Consider the following 20,198-nt stretch of genomic DNA (forward strand, 5'->3'; position numbering starts at 1 on the left):
CGCAATCCCGGCCGACGCCTGCCTGCCGGGCGCCACCCCATCGACTTCTTTCACTTGCCTCGCAGAGGGAACGCCATGGCATATGCCTGTCCTCCAGTTCACCGCCATCGACGTGCGCCATTGGCCGCCGCGTTGTTGCTCAGCCTGCTGCCGCTGCTGCCGCCGCGTGCCGATGCCGCGCAGGTGCCGTGGCATTCGCGCAGCTTCAAATACGTCGCCGACCACAAGGATCTCAAGGAAGTGCTGCGCGACCTGTCCGCCAGCCAATCCATCACCACCTGGATTTCACCGGAAGTGACCGGCACGCTCAGTGGCAAGTTCGAGGCCAGCCCGCAGAAATTCCTCGACGATTTGTCTGCGACATTCGGCTTCGTCTGGTATTACGACGGTGCGGTGCTCAGGATCTGGGGCGCCAATGAAACCAAGAATGCAACCTTGAATCTGGGCGCTGCGTCGACGACTGCCTTGCGCGATGCGCTTGCGCGCATGCGCCTGGACGATCCGCGCTTTCCGGTCCGTTACGACGAGGCGGCGCACGTGGCGGTGGTGTCCGGCCCGCCGGGGTATGTGGATACCGTCGCCGCGATCGCCAGACAGGTCGAGCAGGGCGCACGCCAACGCGACGCCACGGAGGTGCAGGTGTTCCAGCTGCATTATGCGCAGGCCGCCGATCACAGCACCCGCATCGGTGGGCAGGACGTCCAGGTGCCGGGCATGGCCAGCCTGTTGCGCAGCATGTACGGCGTGCGTGGCGCTCCCACCGCGGCGCTGCCCGGGCCGGGCGCCAATTTCGGGCGGGTGCAACCGATCGGCGGCGGCTCGTCCAATACGTTCGGCAACAGTGCTCAGGGCCAGAATGGCGGCGGCAGTGGTAACAACGGCATTCTCGGTTTGCCTGCGTCGTGGTTCGGCGGTGGCGCGCCGTCCGATCGGGTGCCGGTCAGCCCGCCGTTGCCGGGCACTGGCACCAATGCGCCGGCCAGCGTCTGGCCGGAGATGAGCCAGGCCCGGCGCGACACGCCGCTGGCGGTGGATGCAGGCAGCGGCGGCGAGCTGGCCTCCGACGCGCCGGTGATCGAGGCCGACCCGCGCACCAACGCCATTCTGATTCGCGACCGCCCCGAGCGGATGGCGGCCTATGGCACGTTGATCCAGCAGCTCGACAACCGCCCCAAGCTGCTGCAGATCGATGCCACCATCATCGAGATCCGCGATGGCGCCATGCAGGATCTCGGCGTGGACTGGCGTTTCCACAGCCGGCGTGTCGATGTGCAGACCGGCGACGGCCGTGGCGGCCAGCTTGGCTACGATGGCACCCTGAGCGGTGCGGCGGCGGCAGGGGCAAGTGCTCCGTTGGGCGGCACCTTGACGGCGGTCCTGGGAGATGCGGGACGTTACCTGATGACGCGTGTGTCGGCGCTGGAGCAGACCAACAAGGCCAAGATCGTCTCTACCCCGCAGGTGGCGACGCTGGACAACGTGGAAGCGGTGATGGATCACAAGCAGCAGGCATTCGTGCGTGTCAGCGGCTACGCATCCGCGGACCTCTACAACCTGTCCGCCGGCGTGTCGCTACGCGTTCTGCCAAGTGTGGTGCCGGGCTCGGCCAACGGACAGATGCGCCTGGATGTGCGCATCGAAGACGGGCAGCTGGGCGCCAACACCGTCGATGGCATTCCCGTCATCACCTCCAGCGAGATCACCACGCAGGCATTCGTCAACGAGGGGCAGAGCCTGCTGATCGCCGGTTATGCTTCCGATAGCGACCAGACCGATCTGAACAAGGTGCCCGGGTTGTCCAAGATTCCACTGGTCGGCAACCTGTTCAAGCACCGCCAGCAGAGCGGGTCGCGGCTGCAGCGCTTGTTCCTGCTGACCCCGCATATCGTCTCGCCCTGAGCAGCGCCTTGAGGGGCTGCCGATGCTGTTGAAACGTGCAGGCTGCCGCGTGGACCGGCAGCCTGCACGCATTGCCCATCAGGCCTGGCCGGTAATGCTCGACAGGTTGGCATTGAAACCGCCACCCAGACTGTTGCCGCCCAGGCTGCTGCCTAGCGAACCGCCACCGCCCATGCCGGCGCCGCCCTGGTTCTGCATCAGTTGCATCACGATCTGCATCAGCATCTGCGTCAACGGACTCAGGCCCTGCTGACCGTCCTGCGGCTGGTCGCTTCCGCATTCCTGATTGGCATCGCTGCCCTGGCTCTGTTGAAGCATCATCATGATGAACATGGCGAGCAATTGATCCAGCTGCTGCTCGGAGCCAGCCGAGGACGCGCGCTGACCGGAGTTCTGCGTTTGCTGGGGCCCGACGCCCATCGTCTGCACGTTGCTGAAATTCGAAAAGTTGGTTCCGATAGATGAGTCCATGGTGGTTCCCGTCTCATGTGGTTGACTGGGTACATCGCGGTTGCCGGAAAGCTGCAACGGCAGGCTCGCAACAGGGACGCTGTGTTGCCCCGTCGGCAAGGTAGAAGAGGCAAGCGCGATGCATCTGCCAGGACGCGAAAGTGCGCTTTTGCTTGCGAACGTGAGGATGGCGAAATCTCGGGAAATCAATGGAAAACAGCTGCCTTGCAACGCTGCACGCGGTGCTTTCGCTTATGTCATAGACGCTTCGTCCAGCATGTGCCGGCGTATGCACAGCACCGTTATGGTGGCGCGATCGAGCGGGGGACGTTGGATCAACCGGGGATGCGTATCCACTCCGCCGCGTTGCTGGAATCAACGACGATCAGGTGACAGAGATGACAGAGACCGATACGCCGACCACGTGTGCGTCTGCGCACGGCACGGGGACGTGGCATCCACAGCATTGGGCCACGCTCTCCAGCAACATGCCCGCAGACGAGCGATGGTGCGCGCTCCAGGCCAGCCGTGCTGTCGCGCCTCGGCGACGCGCGTGGCTTGCGGCGGCGTTGCTGTGCGCCGCGCCGCTCGCACGCGCAGACTGTTTTGAAGAAGCCGCCGGTTATCAACACGTCAATCCCTGGGTGTTGCGCGCCATTGCGTGGCAGGAATCCCGGGGCCGTGCAGACGCGATCCACCGCAACAACAACGGCACCATCGATTATGGAAAAATGCAGATCAATTCGATCCATCTGCGACGTCTTTCCAGCTACGGCATCTCCAGGGATGCGTTGATGCAGCCGTGCGTCAGCGTGTATGTGGCGGCCTGGCGGCTGCGCGAGATGACCAATAAATATGGAAATACCTGGGCTGCCGTCGGCGCCTATCATTCCGAAACGCCCGCCGAGCGCGACAAGTATGCGCATGCCATTCACGCGATTCTGACCAGGCGCGGGGTGATTGCCGAGTAACGCTATTGCACACGGCGGTGGCGCACTGCGTTGCTGGTCTGCCCGCATCGCGTGCCCAAAAGGAAGTACCGTGGGCATACACACCACGTCCGCCGAATGGCGAGCGCGGTGGTTTGATCGCCGTGCTTACCCGGCCTGCGAGCGAACCGCTTCGGCTGCGCGAACGGCCCCATCGGCCTGCCAGGTGGCGCCGATGGTCTTGTACTGCATGCCGGCGGCCACGCCGGACACCGTATTGGAGAGCAGGCCGCTGCGTGCGGGCGATAGCCCGACCCAGGCGCCAATCATGTTGATGGCGGTACCAAGCGCGATATTGGAATTGATGGCGGCCGTGCGTGCGACCGAGTGATCCATGACCCGCTCATAATCCTCGCGCTTGCCTTTCCATTCGGGCTCCCAGATCTGCTTCGTCCCGGCCTGGTCGGCTTCGTGCTGGGTGACATTGATCCAGTCCGCCGTTTCCAGGCCGACATTCAGGGCCGCCGTCATCGCCGATTGACGCAAGATGATGCTGGTCGCCTCGCCTTGGGTGAAAGGCGAGTTCAGGCCGGCCCAGCGCTGCCGGGCCGCTGCAAAGTCCGGCGACGCCAGCTCGTTCGATGCCAGGTTGGCCAGCACGTTGGCCATGCCGTAGAACCTGCCGGCGCTGGTGATGTGCGGATCGCTGATGCCACCATTGGAGCGGGCCGGGTGCTGCATTCCCACCATCTTGAAGGTGGCCTGGATGGTGTCGCGGGCTGCGGCATACGCGGCGATCTTCAGGTCGCTGGCCAGCAGCCTGGCCGCCATCTCCGGTTGGCCGGATGCCTTGCCGGCCGCACCCACGGCGATGTTGCTCAGGATGCCGCCCAGCGCGAGCCGGGTGACCAGATCCGAGTAATGTTGCTGCTCGGTTCTCTTGTTCTCCTGTTCGTCGCTGGATAAGGCATCCCACTGTTCGAGACTGAGATTGTGGAAGCCTCGCGCAGCCGCGTCGGGGTTGCGCTTCTCGCGGTTGCTCCGCAGCGTATGCAGCGCCATCTGCAGCGTGCCGGCGACGGCCTGCATGGCGACCACCGCCTCGGGTGGAAGCTGGCGAAGAGCGGCAAACAATCCCTCGCCCAGCAACTCACGCGCAAATGTGGTCGGTCCCACGGAGCTGGACTGGTGCACCAGATGCCCCAGCGCAGCACCCAGGTACTGTCCGTCGAATTTGATCGGGAGTATGCCGCGCGCTGCCGCCGCCACCGCGGTGGCGGTCGGTCCAAGGACGGTGCTTGCGCCACGCACTGCACCGGTCCCGATCGATGCAGCCAGCGCACCCAGGCGCTCGCTGCGTGTTGTTGCGGCGGTGGCTGCGGATGTGTGCTCCGGCGGATCGTGTGGTGCAGCCTGTTGGTGGGGGATGGAGGACGGGTCTGGTGGTGCAAAGGAGTCGTCGGCGTCGAAGAAGTGCTCGCTGGTGCTTTCTTCGCCATGCAGTATCGACGCGCTAGCGGCATGCAGCAGCGGGCTCTTGCCGGTGTGCTGGGTTCCGTCCGCAGCGCTGCCAGATCCGGTGCTGCGTTGCGAGTTGCTGCGTCGTCCAGACGGCCTGCGAGGCAGGCCCGCCAGTGCAGGGTCTGCCGTCGTTGCTGGCGTCTCGTTGCGCTGTTGCAGCGGCGGCATGTCAATCACAACGTCTTTATGCGTCGATTGCGATGGCTGGGAAGCACTGGCTGAGGGGATCTTCATCACGGCATGTCCTCGCTGTGGGGGGAAGGGCGGCGCGCTGCCGCCGGGCTTGCTGGGCTGCCGACGTGCGGCGTTGACAGCCAGCACATCATTCGACGGACGCATGGCGGTGCCGGCCTCGGTTGCAGCGCAGGCGGCGCCGGTGGTCGGCGACGCGTCGATCGAGGTGTCGCCCGGCCGACGCGCGGCACGCAGACACGGTCTGGCGCACGTGCTGTCATCAACGATCCGGTCAACGACAGTGCGAACTTTCCAGCGTGCAGTCGCAGTGCTTGGACGCGCCCCGGCATCCACGGCCACCGTGTGTGGCATGCGTCATCGTCGTCAGTGATTCGAAAATGACATCACACCGAAGATCGGGGACGCTTCAACTGCGAAATGATCATTCCGCAACGGAATAAAGCATTCCTTGTGCCGATGGAATGTGTCTGCCGTTGGCCGTGCCTTCGCCGACCCGAGCACATCGTCGTGCTCGCAGCGACGACCACCGTCGAATTGAATTCTCCAGAAAAAGGCCGGCGCGATTTGGATCGCCGCTCCTGCAGTGTCACGCATGTTGGTAAGACGCCAATGATGGGCCTTCGCGCCCATACCCATCGGTGCGGATGGCTCGGCAGTGCGGCAGATATCTTGAATGCTCACTGCAGGAGTGCGGCGACTGATGGGGTTGCTCCTGCATGTTCTCCAGTTGGTTATTCAAATCAGCAGGATGGAGATATCCCGAAGGACGCGCCGCAAATGCGAACGTGGGATCTGCGCCCGGGCTTGCCGCTCCTGTAGCGTTGGCTGACGCCGCCGAGCTCCATCCTTATGTCCGTATGCACCACTCGACGCCAGCTGCTGCGTGGCGCGGGCACACTTGCCTTGCTCGCGCGCATTCCCGCCGGCTGGGCATTGCCGGCCGGTCCGGCACGGCCGCCCGGCTTCATCGATGCATTGATCGCACGCATGAGCGTGGAGGAAAAAGCGGGCCAGCTCAGCCTGTTCAGTTCGGCGCAGCAGGATGGCAAGGCGATCGTCGCCAATCCACTCACGCGCACTGCCGATGGGAGCGCGCAACTGGCTGCCGCCCGCGCCGGACGGCTGACCGGAGTGTTCAACGGTTCCAACGTACGCTGGCATCAGCAACTTCAGCAGGCCGCGCTGCAGAGCCGGTTGCGGATTCCGCTGTTGTTCGCCGCCGATGTGATCCACGGCTACACCACCGTGTTCCCGGTGCCGTTGGCCGAAGCAGCCAGCTTCGAGCCGGCGCTGGCACAGCGCACTGCGCGTGCCGCGGCGAGGGAGGCCAGTGCGGTCGGTCTGGACTGGACCTTCGCGCCCATGGTGGATATCGCCCGCGATGCACGTTGGGGCCGTGGCGTGGAAGGCGCCGGCGAAGACGTGCTGCTGGCACGGCTGTTTGCGCAGGCACGGGTACGTGGCTTTCAGGGCGATGCGGGGCTGGCCCATCCCGAGGCGATGGCTGCCTGCCCCAAACACTTCGCCGCCTATGGTGCGGCCGAGGGTGGGCTGGATTACAACCGCGTGGATGTGTCCGAACGGACCCTGCGCGAGGTGTATTTCCCGCCGTTCCAGGCAGCGTTTGCCGCCGGCGCGGTCACGACCATGGCCGCCTTCAACGAACTGTCGGGCATTCCCGCCACGGCCAATGCGTGGCTGCTGGATACGACGTTGCGCCAGGAATGGGGCTATCCCGGCCTGGTGGTGTCCGACTTCCAGGCCGACCAGGAACTGATTGCGCACGGCGTTGCGGTCGATGGGCGTGACGCGGCAAGGCTGGCCTTTCTGGCCGGGGTGGATATCAGCATGGAAAGCGGCCTGTATCTGCAGCACCTGCCGGCCCTGGTTGCCGCAGGTGATGTGCCGATGGCACGGCTGGATGCGTCGGTAAGACGCGTGCTGGCGTTCAAGGCGGCGCTGGGGCTGTTCGACGACCCGTTCCGGCGCATCCGGCCCGCACGGGCGCAGTCATCGCAGCGCACCACCGACACCTTGGCACTGGCCCGCGAGGCCGCCTGCAAATCGGTGGTATTGCTGAAGAACGATGGCGAGCTGCTGCCATTGCGCCGCAGCGGGCAGCGCATTGCCTTGATCGGGCCGATGGCGCGCGACTGGATCAACCACGCCGGGCCATGGAGCCTGTTCGACGAGGAGGACAGGCGCAACACGCTGGCCGCCGCACTGGCGAATGCGCTGCAGGATCCGCAGTTACTGCAGGTGGTGGACGGCTGCGACTTTGATCAGGCACTGCCGGGCGGCGTGCAGGCCGCGGTGGCGGCCGCCAGCGGTGCCGATGTCGCGCTGCTGGCGATCGGCGAACCATTGAGCTACTCGGGCGAAGCGCAATCGCGCAGTGAGATCTGCATCCCCGAGCCGCAGCGACAGTTGCTGGCGGCAGTCGTCGCCACCGGCACGCCTGTCGTGGTCCTGCTGAGCACCGGTCGCGCGCTTGCGCTGGAGGGGCCGGTGCTTGGCTGCGCGGCGATCCTGGTGACCTGGTTTCTGGGCTCTGCCGCCGGCGTTGCACTGGCCGACATCCTGTTCGGTGCACAGGCACCGTCCGGCCGTTTGCCGGTGAGTTTCCCGCATGCGCTCGGGCAGGTGCCGTACACCTATGCCCACCCACCCACCGGCCGTCCCACTCCGCAGCCGGACGACCTGGAGCCTTACACCACGCATTACCGGACGGCGCCCAATGCGGCGCTGTTTCCGTTTGGCCACGGGCTCACCTATGGGCGCATCGCCTATGCCGAGCTGAGCTTGAGCGATGCGCGCCTGCCAGCCAACGGCAGCCTGCGCATCAGCGCACGCATCTACAACCACGGCACGCGCGATGCGGACGAAGTGGTGCAACTGTATGTCCGCGACCGCAGTGCCAGCGTCACCCGGCCGGTGCGCGAGCTGAAGGATTTCCGCAAGCTCACGGTGCCTGCAGGCGGCAGTGCGCCGGTGGAGTTCGTGCTGCGGCGTGCGGACCTGTTGTTCATCGGCCAGGCGTTGAAACCGACGGTGGAGCCGGGGGTGTTCGATGTGTGGGTGGCGCCGTCGGCCGAAGCTGCAGGCGTGACGGCGAGCTTCGAATTGGTGGGGTGAACCGGCGTGCGGTATCGCCTGCGCACCCAGGCAGACGTGGTCCGAGGAGCGCGGCCGGGGATATCTGCCGGAGCATGATGTCGCCGGGCCACGTTCCACGTTGGCGCAGGAGGATCCCTAACGAATGATGGCGCTGGAATCGGATGCGCGGGCGGTGAGGGCGCGGCAGGCACCTGAGACAGCGCCATCGCCGCCCTGCAGCTGCCTGCCGGTGCGTCCCCGCTCAGCTCAGCCAGCTGCTGCAGGTGCTGGTGGTCTTGCCGTCGCAGCTGGCCTGCATCTTCTGCTGCAGCCGCGCCAGCACCGCGCCGCCTTCCTGGCGATGCTGCCTGCTCCAGGTCTTGAGCGCGCTGCCCAGCGCCTGGATGCCCTGACGGTTACGCCGACCGTAGCGATCCGGTTGGCCTGCCACTTCGGCGATCACCTGCGCGCCGGCGGATTCGACGGCAGCGGTGTCCTGCGGGGTGAGCCGGAGCACTCCATCGGCATACCGCAACGCCGACTCCACACGCGTTGCAGGGCCTTGTGAACCTTCGTAGGACTTTTTCAACCACGTCACCGCCGTCTTCGGATCGTTGCGTTCCTCGGCGAGATAGGCCAGGAACTGCATGTAGTGATAAGGCGTCTTGCTACGCGTCAGTTCGCCCAGCAGCAGTTGTTCTGCACCGGCGTTGTCGCCTGTTGCGTCCAGCAGTTCGGCGGCTCCGGCGATGACGGACTCGCGTTCTTCGTCGGTCTTTGCCGCCTGCACAGCCCATTGCACGCGCTGGCGAACGGTGTCGAGCACCGCTGCCGGCAGCGGTGGTTGCGGCTTCTGTGGCGCGCTGTCGGATGTTTGACCTTGTGCCAGGCGAGCGAGATCGACCTGTGTGGAGGCCGTGATCATCCTGTCCGCGATCGGAAGCGTGGCGTCGGCGTAGACCGTGTCCAGCGCCTGATTCAGCGCCAGGGAGAGGGCAGCGCGCTCGCCAGGATCATTGGTGGACGCCACCACCAGGCGCGGCGCAAAGCGGCTCAGCTCACTGCGATTGGCGCGCACTTCCGCCGGGTCGGCCAGCACCGTCTTCAACAACGCCAGATGTGCCGGGCTGGTCACCGGCGGCGTTGGTGCAATGGACAGCGCCAGCAGCGCGAACCTGCGCTGCAATGCGGGCTGCGGCGCGGAGGCGGCCAAATGCTCAAGCACCTCGCTTGCACTGTGCGTTCTTGTCGGCTCGCGCGCCATGCCCCACCACTCGTAGCCGGCCAGCAGGGTCCAGTCGTCGGCGCTCAGTTCCTTCGGCGTCTGCAATGCCCGCTCGAGCAATTGCTCCGAGGTCGTGGTCCGTGTGGCAGCCACCCGCAGCGCGTCAGTCAGGCGGGCATTGTCGCTATAACCGGCCAGGCGCGTGATCTGGCTGCGATCCGGGCGCAGCACGATGATGGTGGGATATGCCTTGACGTTGTAGTGATCGCCCCACTTCTGGGCATCTGCAAGGTCCGCGTTCAGATGCACCACCACGAATTTACGCGTCAATGCGATGAAGGCAGGATCCTTGAACAAGGTGGCCTGCAGCCGGTTGCACGGTGGGCACCAGATGGCGCCCCAATAAAGCATCAGTGGTTTGCCGCTCTCCTTGGCCTCGGCAAAGGCACCCTCGACGTCCCCTTCGCGCCAGGCGATGCCGGCGCTGGCGGCAGGTGGGGCAGCGGTCCGGGTCTGCGCCGGCGGTGCTGGTGTGTCCGGCTTGCCGCAGGCGGTCAGGCTTGCCAGCACCGCCAACAGCGCGATCGATAGGGGCCAAGGGCGCTGGAATGACAGCAGCATGAGAAATCACCAGTGAGAGCGGGGAGGATCGAATGACTGAGCGCGCGGCATTGCGCCTGCGCTCGATGACGTCACGCCCTATTTAGCGCCGCCGGCAATCCGGCAGCGTCACTGGATGCGAAGTGGCGTTGGCGCCAGCGCAGTGATGCGAGTCAAGGTCTCGACGACGCACGGGGCATGGCGCCCGTCGTGCGCGAAGGTCCGATCAACGGAAATGAAAACGGGTACGATCGCCCAGCATTGCGCGCTCCTTCGCCGGCAGGTGCCGGTGCATCGCAGCGCTCGGCATCGCCTGCGTGGAGGGCCGCGGATTCATCGATAGGCCTGGTGCTGCAGGTGTGTTGACCGTCTCCGGATAGCCGCGATCGGGGTGTCACCGTCCAGTCATGGACGGTCAACGCATCAGCGATGCCCATGGCATCGCCGGCTCGGCGGCAGCGCTTGTTGCTTCAGCCAGCAACCTCACACGCAAGAGAGCCCGGATCACCGGGCCCTCCGGTTGCCTGAGGACTAAAATTCCCGCCAGTTGGCGGCATCCATGGCGGTGGGAGCGGTCGGCTTTTGTGGCGCAACCGCCCGGCGTGTCGACGTCTTGCCAGGTGCCGGGTTTTTCCCCTGGGCGACGTTATGGGCTACTGTTGCCCGCGCCGGGGCGTGCGCGGTGCGGACCTTGGCCTCTTCTATCTTGAACACCGCGACCGCCTGCGTGAGTTGCCCGGCCTGTTCTTCCATCGAACGTGCCGCGGCGGTGGCTTCTTCCACCAGTGCCGCGTTCTGCTGGGTGGTTTCGTCCATCTGGGTCACGGTGAGGTTGACCTGCTCGATGCCTGCGGACTGTTCCTGCGAGGCGGCGGAGATCTCGCCCATGATGTCGGTCACGCGCTGCACGCTGGCCACGATCTCCGCCATCGTGGAGCCCGCGGTATGCACCAGCGTCGAGCCTTCGGCAACGCGCTGCACCGAGTCGTCGATCAATCCCTTGATCTCCTTGGCCGCCGCGGTGGAGCGCTGGGCCAGGGTGCGCACTTCAGAGGCGACCACGGCGAAGCCACGGCCCTGTTCGCCGGCACGCGCCGCTTCCACGGCGGCATTGAGCGCCAGGATATTGGTTTGGAACGAGATGCCGTCGATGACCGAAATGATGTCGGCGATCTTCCTCGACGAGGCTTCGATGCCGGCCATGGTGCCGACGACCTTGCTGACGATCTCCCCGCCCTGCGATGCCACGCTTGCCGCGCCGATCGCCAGTTGGTTGGCCTGACGCGCGTGCTCGGCATTCTGCCTGACCGTGGACGTCAGCTCTTCCATCGAGGCGGCGGTTTCTTCCAGGTTGGCGGCCTGCTGTTCGGTGCGCTGCGACAGGTCCTGGTTGCCGGCGGCGATCTCGCTGGCGGCCGAGTTGATGGAGATCGCCGAGTGCTGGATGCGTCCGACGATGTCTGCAAGCTGCGCGGCGGTGGTGTTGGCGTCGTCGCGCATCTGCGCGAACACGCCATTGAAGTCGCCGCGCATGCGCGCGGTCAGGTTGCCGGCGGCGATGGATTGCAGCAGCGACGACAGCGACTGCAGGTTGCCATCGGCGGTGGCCATCAGCTGGTTCAGGCTGTCGACCATCACGTGGAAATCGTACTGGAAACGGTCGGCGTCGCCGCGCGCGGTGAAATCGCCACTGGCGGCGGCCTGCGCGAGCTGCTTGATCTGGTCATTCATCGCGGTCAGATTGGCCCTGACCTCGTCCATGGTCCGGGTAAGCACGGCCTTTTCGCCCGGCAGGCGGTCCATCTCGTCGGAGAGATCGCCAATGGCGTAGCGCCCGACGATCTGGGTCAGGCGCATCGTCACCGCGATGTGCGAACTCACCAGCGCGTTGGCATCGCGCACCATGTGGCCATACTCTCCGGGAAATGCGCCCTCGTCCATGCGGTAGCTCATTTCGCCAGCGTCGTGTCGACGGGCCATTTCCAGCTGCGCCGCGATGACCCCTTGCAGACGATCGCGGATGCGGTAGACCGCGCTGGCAAGTTGTACGGTTTCGTCCTTGCCGCTGACCTTGATATCGACATCCAGCACGCCGCGCGACAGCTGCTCAACGGCGGCCACCGCCCGCCGAATCGAGGCGGAGATCGCGTTGCCCAGGATCAGTGCGAGGCTGACGCCGGCCAGTGCAATCAGGCCCAGGGCGATCGCCGACAGGGTCATCGCGCGCGTGTTGGTGGCTTGCTGCTGCTGGTAACGCAGCTTGGCGGAGCTGGCCAGCTCATCGCGCAAGGTGGCCAGCCCGGCGAACGTGGCGTTCGCGTTGTCCTTGACCTGGGTGCGGTTGACTTCCGCGCCGCCCGCGATATCTCCTGCCTCGATCAACTCGATCTGGCGCTGCATGCCGGCCTGCATGGCCGCGTAGCTTGTCTTGATCTTCTGCAACTGGGCCGCGTGCTGCTTTTCGTTGTGCAGCATCTGCTCCAGTTCCACGATGCTGGCGGCCGCCTGGGTGAATCGCTTCTCGTTTTCCTGTTTCCACTGCGTGATCAGCTCCGGCGTGCCGATGGCAATCATGCGCAAGATGTTGATGTCGACGCGCGTCAGCTGGCCGTCGATGCTGCTGGCAAGCGCAGAGCCAATGAAGTCCCGGTTGTAGAGCGTGCCGACATTGTTCTTGGAGGTGTGCAGGCTGTTCAGTAGGAACAGGCAGAGCAGGATGCTCGGGATCAGCGTTCCCAACAATGCCAATAAAAATTTGCTCTTGATCGTGGTTAGCATGACGGGCCTGGTGATGCAGCTGAGGGGGCGGAAGAGCCAATTGGGGAGCAAGGCACGGCAAGGCGGCCTGACGCGACGCCTCGGCAGCGGGGTTGTTCAGAGCGGTAGAGATTGCTTGCCCTGCCCTTCCTTAGCGGCAGCCATCACACATCCTTGATGCAGCCAACGCCGCAGCAGGCGATGCCCGGGTGATCGCTACCGGCCCCCGGCTATTGCTGGATGCCAACGAGAAGGCCGGAACAACCGGTCCGGGATCCACCGACAAGGCCTCCTGGCGGCTGCGGGCATCGGGCAGATCGTGGAGGGGCGGTACCTCGAGGTACGCCCCACCGGGAGCAGGCCGTGGCGCTATCGGTACCGGATCGGCAGCACCGAAAACGTCTGTGCCAAGTTGCTTGCGACGCGGGCAGCGCTCAGCACAGGCCGATGCAACTCCGGCGCTGGATCGCAGGGTGGGTGCGCTGGGACGATGGATGCATGCCCATGAAGGGCGTCCCGAGCCACGGCGTGCGGCCTGGATGCAGCCCGGTTCGGCCCTCGGCCCGGCGGCGGCAAGTTGGTCGAGGCAGCGTCCGGGTGTGGCCTGTTTTCCGCGCCACCTTAACCTCATCTGTAACGAGAGGCCGAAACGGTGAGCCAACCCTGCTGCCGCTATTGTTGACGCGTCAATTAAATCCTATCCTCCTCCTCCTACCCGTCACCCAATGCGTCGCGTCTGTGGCGCGACCGTCATGGAGAGCAGGATGGACAAGCGCGGAAGCAGCAACATGGACCTGGATTTCGCAGGCAAGGTCGCACTCATCACCGGCGGCGCCTCGGGGATAGGCGCGGCGACCGTCCGCAGGCTTGCGTCCCTGGGCGCAGCGGTTGTGGTGGCGGACTTCAACCATGACGCGGCCGAAGCCATCGCCGCCGAGATCGGTGCAGATGCCCGTGCCTACCAGATCGATCTTGGTGACTTCAACGCCATCGAGCAGATGGTCACCTGGACCGTTACCACGTTCGGCCGGCTCGACCTGGCCGTGAACAATGCCGGGATCGGCGGCGATTCAAAGGGCGTGGTTGAGTACGACCCAGAGGTGTGGCGCCGGGTACAGGCCGTCAATCTCGACGCCATGTTCGGCTGCATGAAGTACCAGATTCCGGCGATGATCGCGTCCGGCGGCGGTGCCATCGTCAACATGGCCTCTGCCCTGGGGCTCGTCGGTCAACGCAACAACGCGGCCTACATCGCCTCCAAGCACGCCATCGTCGGCGCGACGAGATCCGCAGCGATGGATTATTCGGATCGCGGCGTTCGCGTGAATGCGATCGCGCCAGGCTATATCGACACGCCGCTCGTGCGCAGCGTCGTGAGCCAGGAGGACTTCGACAGGATCGTCTCGCTCCATCCGATCGGTCGCCTGGGAACGCCCGAAGAGATCGCCAATGCGGCGGCCTTCCTGTTGTCCGATCTCGCTTCGTTCGTTACCGGCGCCGTGCTGGCCGTGGACGGCGGATATACAGCGCAATAACCCTGCCTCTGCAAGAGAAGACCCCCATGAAAGCCGTCCAGCTTGTCCAGCCGACCAAACTCGTCATCGCCGAGCTTCCCGTCCCCGAACCCCGCTCGCACGAGGTACTGCTGCGCGTCACTGCGGCCGGGGTTTGTCATACCGACGTCAGCATCCGGCATGAGCAGAGCGACGCCTATCCGCCAGGCCTTGTGCTGGGCCACGAGATCGCCGGCCGTATCGAGCGGTTGGGTGCGGGAGTACACGGTTGGCACGTCGGGGAGGACGTCATCGTCTATCCCTGCTGGTCATGCGGCGCCTGTCGCGAATGCGTCGCGGGACGGCAGAACGCGTGTCGCCAGACGGGTGGAAGGCTGCAATCGCCGCCCACGCCCGGTGTCACGGTTGCGGGCGGCATGGCGGACTACGTCGCCGTGCCCGCATCGGCGCTGGTGCGCGCAGACGGCATAGACCCGGCAGTCGCGGCGATCCTTCCAGATGCGGCGCTTGTTCCCTATCACTCCATCCGGGCCGTCGAAGAGCAGCTGCGTCCAGGCTCGACGGCGGTGGTCATCGGTCTGGGCGGCCTTGGCCACCTGGCCATCCAGATGCTGCGTGCCCTGACGGCCACGCGGATCGTTGCGCTCGATGTAAATGCCGGCGCACTGGACGCCGTACGCGACCATGTCGACCTTGCGTTGAAGTCAGACGCAGAAGACGTCGCCGAGCAGATCCTCGCCTTCACTTCCGGCTACGGTGCCGACGTCGTACTGGATTTCGTGGGCAACGACGCAACCTTGCGCCTGGCAAGTGGTGTCATCGCCCGGTATGGCGCCATACGTGTGCCGGGGCTCGGCTGCGGGGTCCTGCCGTTCGAAACCGCGCAGACCTCGACGATCCTTCCTTGGGGCGCGTCGCTGGTCAGGCCCTACAGCGGCACCTATGACGACCTGCACCAGATCGTCGACCTGGCCCGATCCGGGCGCATCAGCCCGGTGATCCAACGCTACGATTTCGCGCGGGCGCTCGATGCGCTCGACGAACTGGAGGCGGGCAGGGTACGCGGTCGCGCGGTGCTGGTCATGAACGACGGCGGCGCGGAAAGGTTGGCCAACGCGCAAGGTTGAAGTCGCCATCGCCCCAGGTATGGCAAGAGATGGCTACCTCATGTGGATTGCCGGGGTGACTTCTCTGTCGGCACAGCGCAACCGACGTTGCGCACATCGTGGATGGAGTCCAGGCGGCAGACCGATCAATGCCGGAATGCCGCCCGGGCCAGCGCGGATCAGTCGAGCCGAATTCTCGGGTGCAGACGGGAGTTGAGCACGTCCACGAACCACATCAGGCTTCCTTTCCAGAACCCGTGCAGCCGCGATTGATGCTCCCGGTAGAGCAGTACGTGGCCAAGCTGGGCGATGCGGCCACGAATCGTGACTCCCTTGAAGAGCCCGGCCTTTCCCAACGAACCGTAGGCATCGTAGTCGCCCAACGACACCAGCGACCCCATGTCCCGATAACGAAAGGCCGGCAGGGCAGCGCCCTGCGTCATGATGGCGTCGATGTGGCGGACGAAGTGGTCGGCCTGCTGGTGAGCCACCTGAGCAGTCGGTGGCAAGGGGCGCTCGGCACCTTCCATGAGCAGGCTGGAACAATCGCCCAGCGCAAAGATGGCCGGGTCACGCGTCGTCTGCAGGCCAGCGTTCACGACCAACTGATTGGACCGCGTCGTCTCGAGGCCGTCCAGTTGCTTCAGGAACGCCGGCGCCATCACGCCGGCAGCCCAGACCACCGGGGAGGCAGGGATGTGGCTTCCATCGTCCAGCATCAAGCCCGCTGCATCGACCGAGGTCACGGTGGCATGCAGCTTGACGGTCACTCCCAGCGACTCCAGGCGTTGTTGCACGGCAGCTGCCACATCTGCCGGCAGCGCAGGCAATAGCCGTTCGCCGCTTTGGATCAGCAATACGCTGACGCGACTTTCGAGCTCGTCTGCGCCATATGCCACCGAGGTCTGCACGAGTTGAACCAGTTCGGCAGCGAGTTCCACGCCGGTCGCGCCACCTCCCACGATCGCGATGGTGACATCGTGCCTGGATGCGAGTGCCTGAAAGAGGCGGACGCGGACCTCGGCATTGAAGTGCACGGCCTGAGGACGCGAGTCGATCATGAAGCAATGCTCGGCGACGCCGGGCGTTCCGAAGTCATTGGCACGGCTTCCCACCGCCAGCACCAGTCGATCGTAGGCAAGCGTGCGCGCCGGAATCAGCTCCCGGCCGTCGGAGGCCAACAGCGGCGCAATGGAAATCGTGCGAGCCGCACGGTCCAATCCGCGCAACGCACCTGGCTGGTAGACAAACCCCGCGTTATGCGCCTGTGCCACGTAGGGGGTTTGTTGCTGCGAGATATCGCGGGTGCCCGCGGCAATCGTGTGCAGCATGGGTTTCCAGACATGTGCACTGTCGTGATCCACCAGCGTAATGCGGGGAGCATTGTTCTTTCGTTGCCACTTCCTGGCCAGCCGCGTGGCCACCTCCAGCCCGGCCACGCCGCCGCCGACAACGACCAGATGCGGTCTGCCCTGGACAGATGTTGACCTGCCCGGGGCGCCAGGCGCTGGTGCTTTCATCGCCGGATTGTCCGGCCCGGGGGCCTGCTCCAGTGGGTTGCTCTGAGTCAATGCATTGTCCTTTGGTTGGTGGAATTCACCACACGTGCGGGGCGGCGGCTGCGGACCGGCACAGGCAGGCCCAGACGTCTCGAGCCAGGCGGCCGGGTGTGAAACCCTCGACACCACTAATGCGGATCCGGAGAGGTGCGTTGCTGATGCGGCTGCAGCACTGGCGTGCCGGGCGGTCATGCTCGCGCACATCCTCTGCGCGCCTTCGGCATGGAACCGTTGAGCCACCCACCGAACCGCTGCGGTGCTGCGTGCGACCGTTTGTCCAGGCCGTCGGGCAGATGTCGCTTACCGGTGGTACTGGATGGGCCGGCTGTCTGGGAAGCAACGTTCGGCCGTGGCCAGTGGCTTGGCCCAGCGCAGGAAATTGATGCCGTCGCGCGCGCGGTGTCATGGAGCAGGACGGGTACGCATGAGATAGCGAATCCGGGTCACGTGCTGGTCCTAGTGCGACACGAACATCGGCAGGGCAACAGCCGAGAGCAGGGTCTTCGTCACTTCCTCGGCCGGTCCCTCGGCGATGTGGGCGTGGGCGCCGATCACCAGCATGTCGGCGTCGATCGAGGCTGCATAGGCCTGAATGGTTTCAGCAACGGACCTGCCACCGGAGGAGATGGCGGCGACGTCGACGGCAACCCGATGCTCCGCCAGAAACGCGACCATATCCACGCCGGGCGGATGACCGTGGCGTTCGGACGCCTTCTCCGGGTCGACCACGACAATCTTGACCACGTCTGCGGCCGCAAGCAGAGGCAGTGCATTGGTAATCGCACGTCCTGATTGCCGACTGCCGTTCCATACGACAAGGATCCTTGTCGCGACGGGCTTATCCGCCCATGTCCATGGGACCACCAGCAGCGACAGCCCTGACTCAAAAAGGATCGACTGTGTCGCCCAGCTCCGCGGGCTGCCCGAAAGCGCAGGGCTGGACAAGATCAGAAGATCGCAGCCCAGGGCATGCAGGGAGGATTCGCTGCTCGACTCGGCGAAGGAGATGATGCGAAGCTCGCCACTGTTGGCATGCCGCTGCACGGCGCTGCTCAGGCGCTGGCCCAAGGCAAGCAGACGTGAGGCAATGGTCGCTTGGCTGTGAGCCAGCACCTCGGCCACCGCACCGTTGATCGCGTGGCGATCGTGCACGGGGCGTGGAGCCCGATCCATCGCGGTTATCCCGATCAGGTGGCTTGCCTGCCGACCTGCCATCCGCGCAGCGGTCTCCAGCACGTGCAGCCCCTGCACGCTGGCATCGAACAGCACCGCGATGTTCTTCAAGGTAGACAAGCAGGCCCTTTGTACGTGCGCCGTGGCAGACTGCGCCTGTGCATTTAGAACGATCATTCTATTCTTTGCATCGTACTACAATCGAGCCAGCGACATAGTCTCGCCAAGCTTTGAGAGTCCCCCTCGATGATGTCAGTTGTCTCCGACCCCCTGGATGCTCAAAAGGGAGAGATGCGTCGCCAGCAGGTGCTTGATGCCGCCGCCATCTGCTTTCGTCGGCATGGCTTTCATGGCACCAGCATTGCGCGGATCTGCAGCGAAGCCGGCATGAGCCCCGGGCACATCTACCACTACTTCGCCAACAAGGACTCCATCGTCGAAGCCATCGCCAGGCGAGAGGAGCACGACATGGCACAACTGGCCCGCGAGGTGGAGCTCGACCCCCTGGGCGGGTCGGTCGCAGAGCGACTCACGCGCCTGGTCGATGCATCCCTGGCCAAGGTGCTTGAGCCGGAGCACGTGCAGCTGCGTCTCGAACTTGCAGCCGAAGGAGCGCGCAACACGGCTATCCATCGCATCCTCGCCCAGTCCGACGCCATCGTCCTGAAGCAATTCATCGATGCGGCGGAACGATGCGGCCTTCCGCCGGGAATGGATCGCACGCAGCTGACGACTGCGATGATGATGATCACGGCAGCCTTCAATGGCTTCATGGTGCGTGCGGCAACCGGTCAGCAGGCCGATAGGCAGGCGATTGCCAAATTCGTGAAGCAGCTTATCAACGCACTGCTGGAGCCTGCGCATGCCCCAACGTAGGGGCGAGTGAGTCCAGCGGATCAGATGTGGGCGGCGCTCTGGCGCGCTGTAGCTACGACAACGGCCTGGTGTCACGCCCTTCCATGTCGTCTATGCATCGTCAACGCCTCGGCCTGTTGCTTTGCCATGCAACGGGAAAAGGCGCCACGGGAGGCGTACGCAGGCAGGTCGAGGGGCCGCGAATGCGCCGTCAGAAATAGAAGCCGATATTGAGGTTGAAGCGCGAGTGCCAGCGCGACCGCTCGCCATCATCGATCCCTATGCCGTTTCCACCTGCAAACCACATGTTCTTGCCCGCAATCCAGTCCAGATAGGTCAGCATCGCCCCCTTCTTTACACTGCAGCCGGTGACGTTCTGCACGGACGAGCGCACGCCAGGTCCACCACCGTAGGGCATCGTCTTGCTGAGATTGTTGTAGCAAGTGACGTCTTCGAGCCACCCTGTCTTGCCGAAGGAATAGGCAATGTTCGCGGTGGGCACGTCGGCTTCGGCGGCGATCTCGAACGGGAACAGGAAGGCCGACATCGCGATCCGGTCTCCAGGCACGTCATAACGGTAACGCGCCCACTGCAGCTGGGTAGTCCAGCGGCCGGCGGTCCATTGCGCATGGACTGCTGCACTTCCATATCCGTGACGATTGCGGTCCGTGTTGTTCAGGATGTGGCCGTAGAACGCCGATACACCGAGGGCTGCGGTTCCATGGGTCATCGCATAGCGATGTTCATAGCGCAGATTGATGCGATGGCGTTCGCGATATGGATGCGCATCTGTATCAGCGACGTCGAACGAGTAGCGATCGTAACGGGCGCCGTCTCCATATTCATCGCCCAGGAACCATCCGATGTGCAGCGTATTGCTTTCGTCTGTCCGTGTCACAACAACACCCGGATCATAGTCATCCTCAATGCCGAGGTAATAACCCGATCCGAACCAGAAGCTGTTCGAGGCGGTCGGTAGCAAGCCGAATGGCACTTGCTGGATTCCCGCCTTGACGGTGATACGGTCGCTCACGTTCCAGCCGACAAATGCGTGGTGCACGGCATCGAACCCGTCGTACCAGCGATGCTGGATCGACACGAAGACCGGTCCGGTGCCTGCGTTCAGATCCACCCTGAGCAATTCTAGGTCCAGCGGTTGGGACGGCGCGTAGTCCAGCCACCCGTAGTTGAAGCGCACAGCGCCCCCGAGCTTGGCATAGGTTTCGTTAGCCGCTGCATCCTGGGCGGCCGCATTGCTGGATGCTGCGATAGGCGCAAGCAATAGCAATAGCTTGGATAGTCGTTTCATCGGGTGTGTG

Annotated in this window: 14 protein-coding genes; 6 read left to right on the top strand and 8 right to left on the bottom strand. The window is 64.7% G+C overall.

Annotation, left to right across the window (positions count from 1 at the left end; genetic code table 11):
• Window positions 1-75 precede the first annotated feature (75 nt).
• Window positions 76-1,899: a type III secretion system outer membrane ring subunit SctC gene (gene sctC / locus EO141_RS00540; RefSeq protein ID WP_127168253.1), complete on the top strand. Its 1,824-nt coding sequence runs from the start codon at window positions 76-78 to the stop codon at window positions 1,897-1,899.
• Window positions 1,900-1,977: 78 nt separating this feature from the next.
• Here the strand turns inward: sctC and xopA are convergent, their stop codons facing one another.
• Window positions 1,978-2,370, bottom strand: a complete 393-nt coding sequence (xopA, locus tag EO141_RS00545) for a XopA/Hpa1 family type III secretion system protein (RefSeq protein ID WP_127168359.1) — start codon at window positions 2,368-2,370, stop codon at window positions 1,978-1,980.
• A 377-nt stretch (window positions 2,371-2,747) separates the two neighbouring features.
• Here xopA and EO141_RS00550 point away from each other — a divergent pair, with 377 nt between their 5' ends.
• Window positions 2,748-3,320, top strand: a complete 573-nt coding sequence (locus tag EO141_RS00550) for a lytic transglycosylase domain-containing protein (RefSeq protein WP_241236592.1) — start codon at window positions 2,748-2,750, stop codon at window positions 3,318-3,320.
• 126 nt (window positions 3,321-3,446) lie between these two features.
• Here the strand turns inward: EO141_RS00550 and EO141_RS21285 are convergent, their stop codons facing one another.
• Both EO141_RS21285 and EO141_RS00570 read right to left on the bottom strand, forming a co-directional pair.
• Window positions 3,447-5,036 carry a hypothetical protein gene (locus EO141_RS21285; protein WP_206514767.1) on the bottom strand — a complete coding sequence of 530 codons (1,590 nt, stop codon included), beginning with the start codon at window positions 5,034-5,036 and terminating at the stop codon, window positions 3,447-3,449.
• Between the two features lie 321 nt (window positions 5,037-5,357).
• Window positions 5,358-5,675 (bottom strand): hypothetical protein, encoded by a 318-nt coding sequence (locus tag EO141_RS00570; protein WP_127168255.1) that lies wholly within the window; start codon window positions 5,673-5,675, stop codon window positions 5,358-5,360.
• A gap of 168 nt (window positions 5,676-5,843) precedes the next feature.
• Between EO141_RS00570 and EO141_RS00575 the strand changes: the two genes are divergently transcribed.
• A complete protein-coding gene (locus tag EO141_RS00575) occupies window positions 5,844-8,129 on the top strand; it encodes a glycoside hydrolase family 3 N-terminal domain-containing protein (protein WP_127168256.1) in 2,286 nt (761 codons plus the stop codon).
• A gap of 223 nt (window positions 8,130-8,352) precedes the next feature.
• Here the strand turns inward: EO141_RS00575 and EO141_RS00580 are convergent, their stop codons facing one another.
• Both EO141_RS00580 and EO141_RS00585 read right to left on the bottom strand, forming a co-directional pair.
• Entirely contained in the window at window positions 8,353-9,936 is a 1,584-nt protein-coding gene (locus tag EO141_RS00580; protein ID WP_127168257.1) for a thioredoxin family protein, read from the bottom strand.
• Between the two features lie 510 nt (window positions 9,937-10,446).
• Window positions 10,447-12,693, bottom strand: coding sequence for a methyl-accepting chemotaxis protein (locus tag EO141_RS00585; RefSeq protein WP_127168258.1), 2,247 nt, complete (start codon window positions 12,691-12,693; stop codon window positions 10,447-10,449).
• Window positions 12,694-13,436: 743 nt separating this feature from the next.
• On the opposite strand from EO141_RS00585, the gene EO141_RS00590 reads away from it, so the two are divergent.
• Both EO141_RS00590 and EO141_RS00595 read left to right on the top strand, forming a co-directional pair.
• Window positions 13,437-14,207, top strand: a complete 771-nt coding sequence (locus EO141_RS00590; protein WP_241236593.1) for a glucose 1-dehydrogenase — start codon at window positions 13,437-13,439, stop codon at window positions 14,205-14,207.
• Window positions 14,208-14,233: 26 nt separating this feature from the next.
• Window positions 14,234-15,313 carry an alcohol dehydrogenase catalytic domain-containing protein gene (locus tag EO141_RS00595; protein ID WP_127168259.1) on the top strand — a complete coding sequence of 360 codons (1,080 nt, stop codon included), beginning with the start codon at window positions 14,234-14,236 and terminating at the stop codon, window positions 15,311-15,313.
• A gap of 158 nt (window positions 15,314-15,471) precedes the next feature.
• Here the strand turns inward: EO141_RS00595 and EO141_RS00600 are convergent, their stop codons facing one another.
• Both EO141_RS00600 and EO141_RS00605 read right to left on the bottom strand, forming a co-directional pair.
• Window positions 15,472-16,863, bottom strand: coding sequence for an NAD(P)/FAD-dependent oxidoreductase (locus EO141_RS00600; RefSeq protein WP_241236594.1), 1,392 nt, complete (start codon window positions 16,861-16,863; stop codon window positions 15,472-15,474).
• 444 nt (window positions 16,864-17,307) lie between these two features.
• Entirely contained in the window at window positions 17,308-18,144 is an 837-nt protein-coding gene (locus tag EO141_RS00605) for a universal stress protein (protein WP_164738988.1), read from the bottom strand.
• Between the two features lie 126 nt (window positions 18,145-18,270).
• On the opposite strand from EO141_RS00605, the gene EO141_RS00610 reads away from it, so the two are divergent.
• Window positions 18,271-18,900 (top strand): TetR/AcrR family transcriptional regulator, encoded by a 630-nt coding sequence (locus EO141_RS00610; RefSeq protein ID WP_127168261.1) that lies wholly within the window; start codon window positions 18,271-18,273, stop codon window positions 18,898-18,900.
• A 190-nt stretch (window positions 18,901-19,090) separates the two neighbouring features.
• Here EO141_RS00610 and EO141_RS00615 read toward each other — a convergent pair whose 3' ends face one another.
• Window positions 19,091-20,188 carry a hypothetical protein gene (locus EO141_RS00615; RefSeq protein ID WP_127168262.1) on the bottom strand — a complete coding sequence of 366 codons (1,098 nt, stop codon included), beginning with the start codon at window positions 20,186-20,188 and terminating at the stop codon, window positions 19,091-19,093.
• Window positions 20,189-20,198: the final 10 nt, after the last annotated feature.

This window comes from Xanthomonas sp. BRIP62415, assembly GCF_003993515.1.
Classification (GTDB): domain Bacteria; phylum Pseudomonadota; class Gammaproteobacteria; order Xanthomonadales; family Xanthomonadaceae; genus Xanthomonas; species Xanthomonas euroxanthea.